15 protein-coding genes are annotated in these 15536 nt (G+C 53.9%); 7 read left to right on the top strand and 8 right to left on the bottom strand.

Translation table 11 applies throughout. The features are described 5' to 3' along the window. Positions 1-12: 12 nt before the first annotated feature. The 3 genes from glpK (at position 13) to fpr (ending at position 3475) form a co-directional block, all read left to right on the top strand. On the top strand, positions 13-1521 hold the full coding sequence (glpK, locus tag E4Z61_RS16080) for a glycerol kinase GlpK (RefSeq protein ID WP_135323634.1): 1509 nt from the start codon (positions 13-15) through the stop codon (positions 1519-1521). A gap of 101 nt (positions 1522-1622) precedes the next feature. Continuing rightward, complete coding sequence (gene glpX, locus E4Z61_RS16085; protein WP_135323635.1) at positions 1623-2633, top strand: class II fructose-bisphosphatase; 1011 nt, start codon at positions 1623-1625, stop codon at positions 2631-2633. Positions 2634-2728: 95 nt separating this feature from the next. Next, entirely contained in the window at positions 2729-3475 is a 747-nt protein-coding gene (gene fpr / locus E4Z61_RS16090; RefSeq protein WP_135323636.1) for a ferredoxin--NADP(+) reductase, read from the top strand. A 44-nt stretch (positions 3476-3519) separates the two neighbouring features. Here the strand turns inward: fpr and E4Z61_RS16095 are convergent, their stop codons facing one another. Further along, the gene (locus E4Z61_RS16095; protein ID WP_135323637.1) at positions 3520-3951 is read right to left on the bottom strand and encodes a DUF805 domain-containing protein; all 432 of its coding nucleotides are present in this window, start codon (positions 3949-3951) and stop codon (positions 3520-3522) included. A 100-nt stretch (positions 3952-4051) separates the two neighbouring features. Between E4Z61_RS16095 and E4Z61_RS16100 the strand changes: the two genes are divergently transcribed. Together E4Z61_RS16100 and tpiA are read left to right on the top strand one after the other, a co-directional pair. Beyond that, positions 4052-4651 carry a YiiQ family protein gene (locus tag E4Z61_RS16100; RefSeq protein ID WP_135323638.1) on the top strand — a complete coding sequence of 200 codons (600 nt, stop codon included), beginning with the start codon at positions 4052-4054 and terminating at the stop codon, positions 4649-4651. Between the two features lie 109 nt (positions 4652-4760). Next, entirely contained in the window at positions 4761-5528 is a 768-nt protein-coding gene (tpiA, locus tag E4Z61_RS16105) for a triose-phosphate isomerase (protein WP_135323639.1), read from the top strand. A 41-nt stretch (positions 5529-5569) separates the two neighbouring features. Here the strand turns inward: tpiA and E4Z61_RS16110 are convergent, their stop codons facing one another. The 7 genes from E4Z61_RS16110 to cpxP all read right to left on the bottom strand — a co-directional run bounded on the left by E4Z61_RS16110 (position 5570) and on the right by cpxP (position 13276). After that, positions 5570-7042: a DASS family sodium-coupled anion symporter gene (locus tag E4Z61_RS16110; protein WP_135323640.1), complete on the bottom strand. Its 1473-nt coding sequence runs from the start codon at positions 7040-7042 to the stop codon at positions 5570-5572. 113 nt (positions 7043-7155) lie between these two features. After that, entirely contained in the window at positions 7156-8460 is a 1305-nt protein-coding gene (locus E4Z61_RS16115) for an SLC13 family permease (RefSeq protein WP_135323641.1), read from the bottom strand. Between the two features lie 72 nt (positions 8461-8532). Further along, the gene (locus E4Z61_RS16120) at positions 8533-9282 is read right to left on the bottom strand and encodes a CDP-diacylglycerol diphosphatase (protein WP_135323642.1); all 750 of its coding nucleotides are present in this window, start codon (positions 9280-9282) and stop codon (positions 8533-8535) included. Positions 9283-9385: 103 nt separating this feature from the next. Then, on the bottom strand, positions 9386-10375 hold the full coding sequence (sbp, locus tag E4Z61_RS16125; protein ID WP_135323643.1) for a sulfate/thiosulfate ABC transporter substrate-binding protein Sbp: 990 nt from the start codon (positions 10373-10375) through the stop codon (positions 9386-9388). A gap of 203 nt (positions 10376-10578) precedes the next feature. Next, positions 10579-11541 (bottom strand): 6-phosphofructokinase, encoded by a 963-nt coding sequence (pfkA, locus tag E4Z61_RS16130; protein WP_117343655.1) that lies wholly within the window; start codon positions 11539-11541, stop codon positions 10579-10581. Between the two features lie 184 nt (positions 11542-11725). After that, positions 11726-12628 carry a CDF family cation-efflux transporter FieF gene (fieF, locus tag E4Z61_RS16135; protein WP_135323644.1) on the bottom strand — a complete coding sequence of 301 codons (903 nt, stop codon included), beginning with the start codon at positions 12626-12628 and terminating at the stop codon, positions 11726-11728. 147 nt (positions 12629-12775) lie between these two features. Continuing rightward, positions 12776-13276 carry a cell-envelope stress modulator CpxP gene (gene cpxP, locus E4Z61_RS16140; RefSeq protein ID WP_135323645.1) on the bottom strand — a complete coding sequence of 167 codons (501 nt, stop codon included), beginning with the start codon at positions 13274-13276 and terminating at the stop codon, positions 12776-12778. 150 nt (positions 13277-13426) lie between these two features. Here cpxP and cpxR point away from each other — a divergent pair, with 150 nt between their 5' ends. Next, positions 13427-14125: an envelope stress response regulator transcription factor CpxR gene (cpxR, locus tag E4Z61_RS16145; protein ID WP_135323646.1), complete on the top strand. Its 699-nt coding sequence runs from the start codon at positions 13427-13429 to the stop codon at positions 14123-14125. Further along, positions 14122-15495, top strand: a complete 1374-nt coding sequence (gene cpxA / locus E4Z61_RS16150; RefSeq protein ID WP_135323647.1) for an envelope stress sensor histidine kinase CpxA — start codon at positions 14122-14124, stop codon at positions 15493-15495. Before cpxR ends, cpxA begins: the two co-directional genes overlap by 4 nt. The last annotated feature ends 41 nt before the right edge of the window (positions 15496-15536 follow it).

A 15536-nucleotide genomic window follows, 5' to 3' on the forward strand; every position in this document is an offset into this window, starting at 1 on the left:
GACAAAAAAATCATGACTGAGAAAAAATATATCGTTGCGCTCGACCAGGGCACCACCAGCTCCCGCGCGGTCGTAATGGACCACGATGCGAACATCGTTAGCGTTTCGCAACGCGAATTCGAGCAAATCTATCCGAAAGCAGGTTGGGTAGAACACGACCCAATGGAAATTTGGGCGACCCAAAGCTCCACGCTGGTAGAAGTGCTGGCGAAAGCCGATATCAGTTCCGATGAAATTGCAGCGATCGGGATTACCAACCAGCGTGAAACCACCATTGTCTGGGAACGCGAGACCGGCAAACCTATCTATAACGCCATTGTATGGCAGTGCCGTCGTACTGCGGATATTTGCGAGAAGCTCAAGCGCGACGGCATGGAAGAATACGTCCGCAACAACACCGGACTGGTCATTGACCCGTACTTCTCTGGCACCAAAGTGAAGTGGATCCTCGACCACGTAGAAGGCTCGCGTGAGCGCGCTCGTCGCGGCGAACTGCTGTTCGGTACCGTAGACACCTGGCTTATCTGGAAAATGACCCAGGGGCGCGTACACGTGACGGATTACACCAACGCCTCACGTACCATGCTGTTCAACATCCATACTCTGGACTGGGACGACAAAATGCTGGACGCGCTGGACGTTCCGCGTGCCATGCTGCCGGAAGTGCGTCGTTCTTCTGAAGTCTACGGTCAGACCAACATTGGCGGTAAAGGCGGCACACGTATTCCTATCTCCGGTATCGCCGGTGACCAGCAGGCAGCGCTGTTTGGCCAGCTGTGCGTGAAGGAAGGGATGGCGAAAAACACTTACGGTACCGGCTGCTTCATGCTGATGAATACCGGTGAGAAAGCCGTTAAGTCTGAAAACGGGCTGCTGACCACCATCGCCTGCGGCCCGACCGGGGAAGTGAACTACGCGCTGGAAGGGGCCGTGTTTATGGCTGGCGCATCCATCCAGTGGCTGCGTGATGAAATGAAACTCATCAGCGATGCGTTCGACTCCGAATATTTCGCCACCAAAGTGAAGGATACCAACGGTGTGTACGTGGTTCCGGCCTTCACCGGTCTGGGTGCGCCGTATTGGGACCCGTATGCGCGTGGCGCCATCTTCGGCCTGACCCGTGGCGTAAACTCCAACCACATCATCCGTGCAACGCTTGAGTCTATCGCTTACCAGACCCGCGACGTACTGGAAGCGATGCAGGCCGACTCCGGTATTCGTCTGCACGCGCTGCGTGTTGATGGCGGCGCGGTCGCCAACAACTTCCTGATGCAGTTCCAGTCCGACATCCTCGGTACCCGCGTTGAACGCCCGGAAGTTCGCGAAGTCACCGCGCTGGGTGCCGCGTATCTGGCGGGGCTTGCCGTCGGTTTCTGGCAGAACCTGGATGAGCTGCAGGAAAAAGCGGTCATCGAGCGTGAATTCCGCCCTGGCATCGAAACAACCGAACGTAACTTCCGTTACAGCGGCTGGAAAAAAGCGGTTAAACGCGCCCTGGCGTGGGAAGACCACGAAGAGTAATTAAGGTAACACAAGTGCGGGGGCAACCCCGCACACATCAATAATCCCCCTCCCTCCCCTGTGCTACACTTCGCGCCATTCCTTTCTGCTACGAGTTTGCAATGAGACGAGAACTTGCCATTGAATTTTCACGCGTCACCGAAGCGGCGGCGCTAGCTGGCTATAAATGGCTGGGTCGCGGCGATAAAAATACCGCTGACGGCGCGGCGGTGAACGCCATGCGTATTATGCTCAACCAGGTCAATATTGACGGCACCATCGTGATTGGCGAGGGTGAAATTGATGAAGCGCCGATGCTGTTTATCGGTGAGAAAGTCGGTACCGGTCTCGGCGACGCGGTAGATATTGCTGTCGACCCTATCGAAGGTACGCGCATGACAGCAATGGGTCAGGCGAATGCGCTGGCGGTCCTAGCGGTCGGTGACAAAGGCTGCTTCCTCAACGCGCCGGATATGTACATGGAGAAGCTGATTGTCGGGCCGGGTGCAAAAGGGGCTATCGACCTGAACCTGCCGCTGGAAACTAACCTGCGTAACATCGCCGCTGCACTCAACAAGCCGCTTAGCGAACTGACCGTGACGATTCTGGCCAAGCCTCGCCACGATGATGTTATCGCCGAGATGGCGAAGCTGGGCGTGCGCGTGTTTGCCATTCCCGACGGTGACGTTGCGGCCTCCATTCTGACCTGTATGCCAGGCAGCGAAGTTGACGTGCTGTACGGCATTGGCGGTGCGCCGGAAGGTGTGGTTTCTGCCGCTGTTATCCGCGCGCTGGATGGCGACATGCAGGGTCGTCTGCTGGCACGTCATGATGTCAAAGGTGACAGCGAAGAGAACCGCCGTATTGGTGAACAGGAACTGGCTCGCTGCCAGGCCATGGGTATCGAAGCCGGTAAAGCGCTGCGTCTGGACGAAATGGCACGCAGCGATAACGTTATCTTCTCCGCGACCGGTATCACCAAAGGCGATCTTCTGGATGGGATTAGCCGTAAAGGCAATATCGCCACCACCGAGACGCTGCTGATCCGCGGCAAGTCACGCACGATCCGTCGTATTCAGTCTATTCACTATCTCGATCGCAAAGATCCCGATGTGCAGGCGCACATCCTGTAATTGATTTGATCAATAGAGCCTTCCAGCCCATCCGGGCTGGAAATCTTTCGTGCAACGAACGAAGATAAGGCAATCAAAGCAAACAGGAGAACACCATGGCTGATTGGGTAACAGGCAAAGTCACTAAGGTACAAAACTGGACCGACGCCCTGTTTAGTTTAACCGTGCGCGCGCCGGTTCTCCCCTTCACTGCGGGTCAGTTTACCAAGCTTGGCCTTGAGATCGACGGCGAGCGCGTCCAGCGCGCCTATTCCTACGTGAATGCCCCTGACAATCCCGATTTAGAGTTTTACCTGGTGACGGTGCCTGACGGAAAGCTCAGCCCGCGTCTGGCCGCGCTTAAGCCTGGCGATGATGTACAGGTGGTGAGTGAAGCTGCAGGTTTCTTTGTGCTGGATGAAATTCCCGATTGCGATACGCTGTGGATGCTGGCAACCGGTACGGCGATCGGCCCCTATCTGTCCATTCTGCAACTGGGCAAAGATCTCGATCGCTTTAAAAATCTGGTGCTGGTCCATGCTGCCCGTTATGCCGCCGATTTAAGCTATTTGCCGTTGATGCAGGCGCTGGAAAAGCGTTACGAAGGGAAATTACGCATCCAGACGGTTGTTAGTCGTGAAATGGCCGCAGGCTCGCTTACTGGCCGAGTCCCCGCACTGATTGAAAGCGGTGAGCTGGAAAACGCGGTTGGCCTGTCCATGGATACCGCCACCAGCCATGTAATGCTCTGTGGGAACCCACAGATGGTGCGCGATACCCAGCAGTTGCTGAAAGAGACCCGGCAGATGACCAAACACCTGCGTCGTCGACCGGGCCATATGACTGCTGAGCATTACTGGTAAAGGTTTTTTGCCGGATGGCAGCGTAGCCTTACCTGGCCGACAATCTATTTCTGATCGGCTTTATACTTCACGTCCTGAGTATCCTTACCAAACTTATTCTCGCCCTGGGTGCCAACAAATGCGCCCAGGTCAATAAGCATGCCGACCAGAATCAGCGTGGGCACAAAACGTCCCACTATCCACGACAAGATACCAGGTAACATCACCCAGTTTCCCGCCAGCAGCATCCACGCCAGAACCATCAATAACGCCCACGCGCCAGAACGTCCCCGGTCATGCAGACGTTTTACTGTCACTGCCGCCGTCGGCCACAACAAACACACCAGGCAAAAGGCCGCCGTCTGAATATCGAGTAGTTTTTTACTCGCCAGCGAGAACAGAACCAGCATACCGACAATCCAGAGGCCGACCCAAATCCAGAAATCGCGGCGTCCGATACGCCCTTTAATTGAGAATAACCACTGCTGTATGGTCATGTAAGTTCCTTTATTATTACCTTCCAGAACAGTTTACCCTTTTGACAAGCCCGGCAGTTATCGTTTTAATCGTGGTCAGTCATAATGAAAGGTACGATTGATGAAGCAAGGATTTACTCTGTTTTTATTATTGTTTTCAGCCCTGACCGTAAGCACTGCGGCGCTGGCGGAAGAGCCCTCGGCGGCAACCACAGCCCCCTACCTGCTGGCGGGCGCGCCGACGTTTGATCTGTCGATCAGCCAATTTCGTGAAAACTTTAATACGCAGAATCCGAAGCTTGCATTGAATGAGTTCCGCGCCATCGACAGCAGTCGCGATAAGGCAAACTTGACCCGCGCTGCCAGTAAGATCAATGAAAACCTGTATGCGTCATCGGCCCTTGAGCGCGGGACGTTGAAAATCAAAAGCATGCAGATAACCTGGCTGCCGATTCAGGGGCCGGAACAAAAGGCCGCCAAAGCGAAAGCGCTGGAATACATGAGCGCCGTTATCCGCACCGTGGCGCCGCTATTGACCAAAGAACAAAGCCAGAAAAAGCTGCAAAAATTGCTCACCGCTGGAAAAGGTAAGCACTATTACGCAGAAACCGAGGGCGCAATTCGCTATGTCGTCGCAGATAATGGTGAAAAGGGGCTGACCTTCGCTGTTGAACCGATTAAGCTGGCGCTATCTGAAAACCTCGAAGGGTCGAATAAATGACAAAAAGCAAAGCCTTCGTGATGATCAATCTCTATACTGTTTCACAGACCATGCTGCCCTAAACGGGTGGCCATCTTCCTTAATTCGCTGACAAGCGTGGAGAAATGAAATGCGACATCCTTTAGTGATGGGTAACTGGAAACTGAACGGCAGCCGCCACATGGTAAACGAACTGGTTGCTAACCTGCGTAAAGAACTGGCTGGCGTTGCTGGCTGTGCAGTAGCAATCGCTCCGCCGGAAATGTATATCGACCTGGCGAACCACGCCGCTGCCGGTAGCCACATCATCCTGGGTGCGCAGAACGTTGACCTGAACCTGTCTGGCGCATTCACCGGCGAAACGTCTGCTGAAATGCTGAAAGATATCGGCGCGAAATACATCATTATCGGTCACTCTGAGCGTCGTACTTATCACAAAGAGTCTGACGAACTGATCGCTAAAAAATTCGCTGTGCTGAAAGAGCAGGGTCTGACTCCGGTTCTGTGCATCGGTGAAACCGAAGCAGAAAACGAAGCAGGCAAAACTGAAGAAGTGTGCGCACGTCAGATCGACGCAGTACTGAAGACTCAGGGCGCGGCAGCATTCGAAGGCGTGGTTATCGCTTACGAACCTGTATGGGCTATCGGTACCGGCAAATCTGCAACTCCAGCACAGGCTCAGGCTGTTCACAAATTCATCCGTGACCACATTGCTAAAGCTGACGCGAAAATCGCTGAACAAGTTATCATCCAGTACGGCGGTTCCGTAAACGCAGCTAACGCGGCAGAACTGTTCGCACAGCCGGACATCGACGGTGCACTGGTGGGTGGTGCTTCTCTGAAAGCAGACGCCTTCGCTGTGATCGTTAAGGCAGCTGAAGCCGCTAAACAGGCTTAAGTTGTTGCAAGGGGGGCATTGCCCCCCTTCTCATATCCGCGTTACCAGTATCCCAGCCAGTGCCACCAGAAAGCCCCCGTTATCCCCCAGATAGTCAGGTTAGCCACACTCATCACCAGTCCTGTTTTCCACCACTCAGCCAGCGTGACGTAACCCGATCCAAAAATGATGGGCGCGGTACCCGTACCATAGTGCGTGAGCGACATCATCAACGAGGATGAGAATCCCAGCATCAGACCAAGCAGCGCCGGAGGCGCACCGAGACCTAATCCCGCGGCGAAGAAAGCTGCAAACATGGCCGTAATATGCGCGGTTGTGCTGGCAAAAAAGTAGTGCGAATAGACGTAAAGCAGGATCAGCAACAGCGTGGCGATACTCCAGTGCACACCGAGATGATCGATGGCGCTCCCCACGCTGGTCGCCAGCCAGCCGACCAGACCCAGTTTACTCAGGAAGTCCGCCATCATGACCAGCGCGGCAAACCAGACTATCGTATCCCATGCCCCACGGCATTTTAGAATATCGTCCCAGCTTAATACGCCGGTCACTAACAGAATCGATAAGCCGATTAACGCTGCACTGGTGGGGTTCACGGTCCAGGCACTGCCCATGATCATCGCAGGAACCCCTGCCCACAGGCACAGCAGCAAAATAAAGACCGCAAGGGTGATTTTCTCTGCCAGTGAAAGTGGGCCCAGCGCACCCAGTTTTTGCCGGGCGAACTGCGGCGCATTCGGCGTGCGTGTAATGGCCGGTGGATAGAGCCACCAAATAATAATGGGCATCACGATCAGTGAGACGACCGCAGGAAGGAGTGCGGCGATGGCCCACATCCCCCAGGTCATATTCAGAACTCCATCCGTCCCCTTGGTCAAAAAGCTGACAATTAACGGGTTAGGCGCGGTTGCGGTAATAAACATCGCCGACGTGATCGGGTTAATGTTGTAGTTCACCAGAGCCAGATAGCGCCCCGTAGAACCATTTTCCTTATCTCCCGGCTGAGAACCCAGGCTCTCGGCAATCGCACGCATCACCGGGTGAATAATCCCGCCGCCGCGCGCGGTATTACTCGGTGTCACAGGAGCTATCAGCGTTTCCGCCAACGTTAACGCCCAGGCAATACCCAGCGTTCTTTTGCCAAACAGAGCAATAAACCCATAGCCAATTCGCGCACCCAACCCCGTTTTCAACAGGCTTTGCGACAGCATGATGGAGATACCGATCAGCCAGATCAGTTGGTTAGAAAAGCCACTCAGCGCATCACTCAGCGCCGCGGTAGGTTTACCAGGGTGCGTCACACCGGTCATTGCTACCAGCATAATCGCCACAATCGCGATAGCGCCAATGGGCATGGCTTTCCCGATAATCGCCGCGATAGTACCGATAAACAACGCCAGCAGGTGCCACGCCTCAGGGGTAACATCAGTGGGACAAGGGATAACAAACCAGATGATCAGCGTAATAACGATCGAAAAAATGGCGGGCCAACAGCGGATGGGGGTCAATCTGTCCATGAATCAATCCTTGAGTTTCCAGCACGCAAATCTGCGCTCCGGTATTAACCGGTATTGGCACGCATAATACAATTCACTCACTCACAAAACAAAAAATTAACATTATGGTAAAACTATAAGTTCCCCAGCACGCTAAACCACAGATAATCGAGCGGCAACAGAACCAAGTACGTTGCCGCAGCCAGCGTGATGCACAGCAGCATCCCGGTCCTTGCAGGCACTTTCCCGAGCGCCATTGCCACCACGATCGGCGAAGCCTGATACGGCAGTAGCGGCGTGGAATAGCCCAGCACCTGAATCATAATCACCGACAGCAGCGGAAACCCCGTCGCATCGGCAAAGCTCTGCGCCAGCGTGGTATACAGCGCCGGGACGCCGTTGGCGGTCATAATAAAATTGAGCGCGGTGGTAATGCCGGTTAGCGCCAGGAAGCTGGTAAACGGTTTTTCGGCATCCAGCGGCATTACCTGTAACAACGCCTCACCCACCGCGCGACCAATACCGGTTTGCGTGACGGTAATCGCCAGCCCCAAAATCCCCGCGACGTAAATACAGGTGCGGATGTTCACCCCGCTGGAAAACTCTTCCCCATTGATAAAGCCAACCCGAGGTAGCAGCGTAATGATCGCTGCCACTAACCCGGTCCACGCCGGACCGATGCCGTGCCAGCTTTCGCTGATCCACATCAGCAGCACCACTGCCAACATCCAGGCCAGCCGTTTTTCTTCACGGCTCATCGGCGCAGGCGGCGTGACATCGCGCGGGGCATGGGGCTTACCGGGAAACAGCCAGCAGATAAGTACGATGAGTACAGCGCCTTTAAGCCAGCCCAAAACTGGCGTATGCAGCAGCAAATAGGGAAGATAATTGAGATGGATACCGTAAGAGCCTTCCGCTGCACCGCTCATCACCAGATTCGGCACGTTAGCGGGTAAAATCGTCGCGGAAAGCTGGAAGGTACCAAAACCCACGGCCAGCGCCAGGCCATACCAGGCGCGTGTACCGTCGATAATGCCGGCACGTTTCGCCATTGCCGCGACAATCGGCATCAGCAGCGCGATACGCCCCATGTTGGACGGCATCACAAACGCCAGCGCGTAGCTCAGCAGCACCACGCTCGCCACCATTAACGGCCAGGAGTCGGTCAACCGGGATGACAACGCACGCGCCGCCCTGTCCGCCAGCCCCGTTTTACGGATCGCGATACCCAGCACAAAACCACTGAACACCAGCCAGAACGCCGACGAGGCAAAACCGCCGAAGATCACCTCCGGTGGCGCGATTTTGGCCACCATCGCCACGGCAAAGAAAATCAGCGCCGTGATGAACTCGGGCAGCAGCGAGGTCGCCCAGAGCAGGATGGTGATGCCAACCACCAGTGAAGGGATGAACAGCGGATGTGTAAACCAGAGCGACATGCCTGTCTCCTGTTGTTTTTTTCAACAAGAATACGGGGACAGGCAGAGCGAGTAAACGCCAGAATAGGTGGGTTACTGCAGGATCTGGCACTGATGATCCTGAATCTCCTCGGCGGAAGCGAGATTGAGCGACAGCAGATTGCGCTGGGTCGCCAGCAGAACAAAGGACTCATCGCTCTGGCGTACCATCGCCAGCGCATAACGGCCCATATGCTCACGCGCTTCCGGCACCTCTTCGGCCAGCATCATAAATGGGCTGCGTTGTGCCAGTTCATTTTCCGTGACGCGACGCGCCAGATACTCGTGCCCGCGCAGCCCGCCAGGTAACGGCAGCCAGCGGGTGCTGATTCTCGCCAGATTGTCATCCAGCTGCGCTCTGACATCGGTTCGCAGGCAGGAGATATGAATGTGGAAATGGTTTTGCGTACGGCCCGTCGGCGAGTTGATCGTCAGTGATACCGCCTTGTCCGGGATCTCCTGACCGTATTTTTGGCTCATGAAACTCCGCGCCTGCCAGGCGAGCCAGAAAAAGTTCGGCGTGCCTGATTGCAGCAGCAGCGGGCTTTCCGTGCCGTTGATGCGGTAAGTGGGCATCAACAAATATTGCAGAGGGCCATTACGGTCTTTGAACACCACGTACCCGGCCTCCGGCTTCACCTCCGCACACGGCGCAGGATTATGCCGTTGCAGCTGGTTCGGCAAGCATTGTCTAAGAACAATCTGGCGTAATGCATCCGGGTTGCCAGCAAATTTCCAGTAACCTATGCCCGCAGCGGCGGCGATAACCATCACCGCCAGTAAAAGATAACCTGCTTTTTTCATTACGCGTTTCCTGTATCCCATTGAGGGATAAGCGTAACGTAAAATGATGACAAATAAAAAAGCCCGGTCGCGTTATGCCACCAGGCCTATAAACACATCTGCCTTAGCGTTTACTGATTTGGTCAAACGTACCGCCGTTAGAGAAGTGTTCTTTCTGCGCTTTGGTCCAGCCACCAAACTCGTCGTCGATAGTGAACAGCTTCAGCTTCGGAAACGCATTTTCGTATTTCTTCGCCACGTCAGCATCACGCGGACGGTAATAGTTTTTCGCCGCGATTTCCTGGCCTTGTGGCGAGTAGAGATACGTCAGGTAGGCCTCTGCCACAGCTTTGGTGTCTTTCTTTTCCACGACTTTATCGACAATAGAAACGGTCGGTTCTGCCAGGATGGATTCACTCGGAGTGACGATCTCAAACTTGTCTTTACCCAGTTCGTTCGTCGCCAACAGAGCTTCGTTCTCCCACGCAATCAGCACATCGCCAATTCCGCGCTCAACAAAGGTATTGGTTGAGCCACGCGCGCCGGAATCCAATACTTCCACGTTTTTAAACAAAGCTTTGACGAAGTCCTGGGCCTTGGCCTGATCGTTGTTGTTGTGGTGCAGGGCGTAACCCCATGCCGCCAGATAGTTCCAGCGGGCACCACCGGAGCTTTTCGGGTTTGGCGTAATGACCGACACACCCGGTTTGATCAGATCGTTCCAGTCATGAATTTGCTTTGGATTACCTTTGCGAACCAGGAAGACGATGGTGGAGGTGTAAGGTGCAGAGTTGTCCGGCAGGCGTTTAATCCAGTTTTTATCGATACGACCACGCTCAGCAATGGCATCCACGTCGTAGGCCAGCGCAAGGGTAACCACATCGGCTTCGATACCGTTGATGACGGAGGTCGCCTGTTTACCGGAGCCACCGTGTGACTGGCGGATCACCACGTTATCACCTGTTTCCTGCTTCCAGTGCGCTGCGAATGCTTTGTTGTACTGTTCGTACAACTCGCGCGTTGGATCGTACGATACGTTAAGTAACTGAATATCCTTTGCCAGAACGCTGGTCGATGCCAGCAATAATGTTAACCCCACGCCCCATTTGTTCATCGCCCAGCTCTCTTATGTCATGTTGTGATGAGCAGAGCGTGCCAGAAAGAGATCCAAACATTAAAGAATAAAAAAAGATTTGCTATAACTTAGGGGAATAAATGAGGTAGGGGTTTACCTGATGGCGACTAGCGTCTTATACGGCTTATGCCGCGTACTCTTGTATGCCCGGTAAGCGAAGCGCCACCGGGCAATAAAAACAATCAGTACAGTTTTTTCGCGCAGTCCAACCAGTCACCTTTGAACGGACGCTTCATGTTCTCGATAGCATCGATGATGTCGTGGTGAACCAGTTGTTCGTTCTGAATACCGACGCAACGACCACCGTGACCTTCCAGCAGCAGATCAATGGCATACGCGCCCATACGGGATGCCAGAATACGGTCGTAAGGCACCGGAGAACCACCACGCTGGATGTGACCCAGTACGGTTGAACGCGTTTCACGGCCAGTTTCTTTCTCGATGTAGTGCGCCAGTTCGTCTACGTCACACATATGCTCAGTGATCGCAACGATTGCGTGTTTCTTACCTTTCGCGATGCCGGCTTTGATTTCAGCGACCAGATCGTCACGGCTGAATTCAACTTCCGGAACCACCACAAATTCACAGCCGCCAGCGATTGCTGCCGCCAGGGTCAGATCGCCGCAGTAGCGCCCCATCACTTCAACGATGGAGATACGCTGGTGAGAAGAAGAAGTGTCACGCAGACGGTCAATCGCTTCTACTACGGTACCCAGTGCGGTGAAGTAGCCGATGGTATAGTCGGTGCCTTTAATATCGTTGTCGATAGTGCCTGGCAGGCCGATGCACGGGAAGCCCATTTCAGTCAGACGTTTTGCACCCAAATACGAACCGTCACCACCGATAACAACCAGCGCGTCAATACCACGCTTCTTCAGGTTTTCGATAGCCACAGCGCGCACGTTTTCGTCGCGGAATTCCGGGAAGCGGGCAGAACCGAGGAAAGTACCGCCACGGTTGATCATGTCGGACACGCTGTAACGGTCAAGCTGAACCATACGGTCTTCATACAAACCCAGGTAGCCATCATGGATCCCCATGACTTCCAGTCCTTCCGTCAACGCTGCACGTACAACACCACGGATTGCTGCGTTCATGCCCGGCGCATCACCGCCGCTTGTCAACACACCGATTTTCTTAATCATGACTACCTCTGAACTTTGGAATGCAAAATGAAATCTACTGCCGGAAGTCGATTCCGCATATCGAAACGATCCAACGAATATGCAGATAGTATAACAATCACTTCCTGCTGAATTGATTCAGGTCAGGCCAAATGGTGGTAATTTATACACAAAATGCTGGCCCTGCTCACTTTTTAACAACGAATTATGAAAGCTCGAACATCTTGCCTTCCTTGGGTACGACTGAACAGGGGTCCTGATGAATAATGACATCCGATCCCGGAAAACGCCGCAAAATTGCCTGCTCAACCTGTTCAGCCACTAAATGCGCCTGAACGAGCGGCAGATTATCTTCCATTTCCAAATGGATCTGAATAAAGCGGGTCGGCCCTGACTGCCGCGTGCGAAGATCGTGAGCGCCGCTGACTCCCGGCCATGACGTCACAATATCAATAATTTCCTGACGTTCTTCATCAGGCAAGGCGCGATCCAGCAAGGATTGCACCGCCTCGTAGCCCATACGCAATGCGCTATATAAAATATAGATGCCAATCCCAAGCGCAAACAAGGCATCCGCACGATGCCAACCGTACCAGGCCAGGCCAAGCGCGACGAGAATCGCACCGTTCATCATAACATCAGACTGATAATGAAGCATATCTGCCCGAACAGCCTGACTTTGCGTACGCTTTACCACCCAGCGCTGAAACGTGACCAGTATGATAGTACAAATTAGCGCAATGACGGTGACGATCACCCCGACGCCCGGATCTTTCATCGGCATGGGTTGGACCAGATGCTGAATACCGGTCAAAAATAAAAACAGCGCCGAGCCAGAAATAAACATACTTTGCGCCAGTGCCGCCAGCGATTCAGCCTTCCCGTGTCCGAACGTGTGCTCATCATCAGCGGGTTGCAACGAATAACGCACCACCAACAGATTGGTTAATGACGCAGCGATATCGACCAAAGAGTCCACCAGTGCCGCCAGAATACTCACCGACCCGGTGTACCACCACGCAAAAATTTTGATCAAAAGTAACAGTGATGCCATCACTGTTGCCGCGATTGCCGCCCGACTCACCAGCCGGCCATAGTTTTGATTCATAAACACTCCTGCCAGGATATGCCGCTAGTATAACGGATGAAGTAAAACAGTCAGGCAATAACCGAGTGTCAAATTTTGGGCAAAAAAAACCCCCACATCATGTGGGGGAAGACAGGGATGGTGTCTATGGCAAGGAAAACAGGGTTACTACTGGGAACGTGAGTTGCTACTACTCAATAAATTCAACGATGAGCTTTTTTGCCATTGCGCCACGTCGCGCAGCTGCTCCATTCGTTGTTCATGTTTCTCATTTAAAACCGCTTGCTGCTCGGGCGTTAACAGGCGATACATCTGATTGCGAACCTTGGCTATTTCAACCTGGCGGGCAACCTGCTGTTGTGCCATCTTTTCTGCCTGAGCGCGCACAGCGCTTTCATCAAAATTCTCTGCGGTGACAAGACGATGCATTGTCTCCATTTCGCTAACATTAACAGGAGGCTGCTCATGTCTGGCCTGCTGCATTAAATCTCGCATCTGTTGACGTTGATGTTCGGTTAAACTGATACCGTCAAACATGTGGCTCTGCGCATTGCGTTGCGAAGAGTTTTCACCCAGGTGCCAGTGATCGCCTGTGACGACTTCAGCTGCATGGCTTAACGTACTGAGTGCCAGCGTTGAGGCCATGACGGCAGCGGTAACTTTGCCCATCACTTGCTCCCAAAATCTTTTCTGTCGCGATTCAACGAGAGACAGTTTACGATTCGGGCTGCAAACATGCGTCAGGGGGTGTAAAACAACGTAAAGTCATAGATTAGCGCCGCCTGATGACGTAATTTCTGCCTCGGAGGTACGTAAACAATGAATAAAATACTGCTAGTTGATGATGACCGAGAGCTGACATCCCTGTTAAAGGAGCTGCTCGAAATGGAAGGTTTCGATGTGCTGGTTGCCCATGACGGGGAGCAAGCGCTTGAGCTTCTGGATGACAGCATCGATTTACTTTTGCTCGACGTTATGATGCCGAAGAAAAACGGTATTGATACACTGAAGGCGCTTCGCCAGACACACCAGACACCCGTAATCATGCTGACCGCTCGCGGCAGTGAACTGGATCGCGTACTCGGCCTTGAGCTGGGCGCGGACGACTATTTACCCAAACCGTTTAATGACCGTGAACTGGTCGCGCGCATCCGCGCTATTCTGCGCCGCTCTCACTGGAGCGAACAACAGCAGAACAGCGACAACGGTTCGCCAACGCTGGAAGTGGACTCGCTCAGCCTCAATCCAGGTCGCCAGGAAGCCAGCTTTGACGGGCAAACGCTGGAGTTAACCGGCACCGAATTCACCCTGCTCTATTTGCTGGCGCAGCATCTCGGCCAAGTGGTTTCCCGTGAACATTTAAGCCAGGAAGTGCTGGGTAAACGCCTGACGCCTTTCGATCGCGCTATCGATATGCATATCTCGAACCTGCGTCGTAAGCTGCCTGAGCGTAAAGACGGACACCCGTGGTTTAAAACCCTGCGCGGTCGCGGCTACCTGATGGTTTCAGCTTCATGATAGGAAGTTTAACCGCACGCATCTTTGCCATCTTCTGGTTGACGCTGGCACTGGTGCTGATGCTGGTATTGATGTTACCCAAGCTCGACTCACGCCAGATGACCGAGCTACTGGACAGCGAACAGCGCCAGGGGTTGATGATTGAGCAACACGTTGAAGCTGAACTGGCGAACGATCCACCCAATGATTTGATGTGGTGGCGTCGCTTGTTTCGTGCGATAGACAAGTGGGCGCCGCCGGGACAACGGTTATTACTTGTTACGACGGAAGGACGCGTGATCGGCGCAGAACGCAACGAAATGCAGATCATTCGTAACTTTATTGGTCAGGCCGATAACGCCGATCATCCGCAAAAGAAAAAATACGGTCGCGTTGAAATGGTGGGGCCTTTCTCCGTCAGAGATGGCGAAGATAACTACCAGCTGTATCTCATTCGACCTGCCAGCAGTTCACAATCTGACTTTATCAACTTGCTGTTTGACCGACCGTTGTTGTTGCTGATCGTCACCATGTTAGTCAGCTCTCCATTGCTGCTTTGGCTGGCCTGGAGCCTGGCGAAACCGGCACGTAAGCTGAAAAACGCGGCGGATGAAGTGGCACAGGGGAACCTGCGTCAGCATCCCGAACTGGAAGCTGGCCCGCAGGAATTCCTGGCGGCAGGTGCCAGTTTTAACCAGATGGTGACGGCGCTGGAACGCATGATGACCTCACAGCAACGCCTGCTGTCGGACATCTCTCACGAATTGAGGACGCCGTTAACGCGTCTGCAACTGGGTACTGCGTTGCTGCGCCGTCGCAGTGGTGAAAGCAAAGAGCTGGAACGTATTGAAACGGAAGCGCACCGACTGGACAGCATGATCAACGACCTGCTGGTCATGTCGCGCAATCAGCAAAAAAATGCGCTGGTCAGTGAAACCGTGAAAGCGAACCATCTGTGGGGTGACGTGCTGGATAACGCCGCCTTTGAAGCTGAGCAAATGGGCAAGTCGTTAACGGTTAACTTCCCGCCAGGACCGTGGCCGCTGTACGGCAACCCGAATGCGCTGGAAAGTGCGCTGGAGAACATTGTTCGCAACGCCCTGCGTTACTCGCACACCAAGATTGAAGTGGGCTTCGCGGTGGATAAAGACGGGATCACCATCACTGTAGACGATGATGGCCCGGGTGTGAGTCCCGAAGACAGAGAACAGATTTTCCGTCCGTTCTATCGTACCGATGAAGCGCGCGATCGCGAATCCGGCGGTACCGGTCTGGGTCTGGCGATCGTTGAAACCGCCATCCAGCAGCACCGTGGCTGGGTGAAGGCAGAAGACAGCCCGCTGGGTGGTCTGCGTCTGGTACTCTGGCTGCCGCTGTATAAACGCTCGTAATTAAACCTGTTGTGCCGGGCGGCGACTTCGCCTTACCCGGT

The organism is Citrobacter tructae (assembly GCF_004684345.1).
GTDB lineage: Bacteria > Pseudomonadota > Gammaproteobacteria > Enterobacterales > Enterobacteriaceae > Citrobacter > Citrobacter tructae.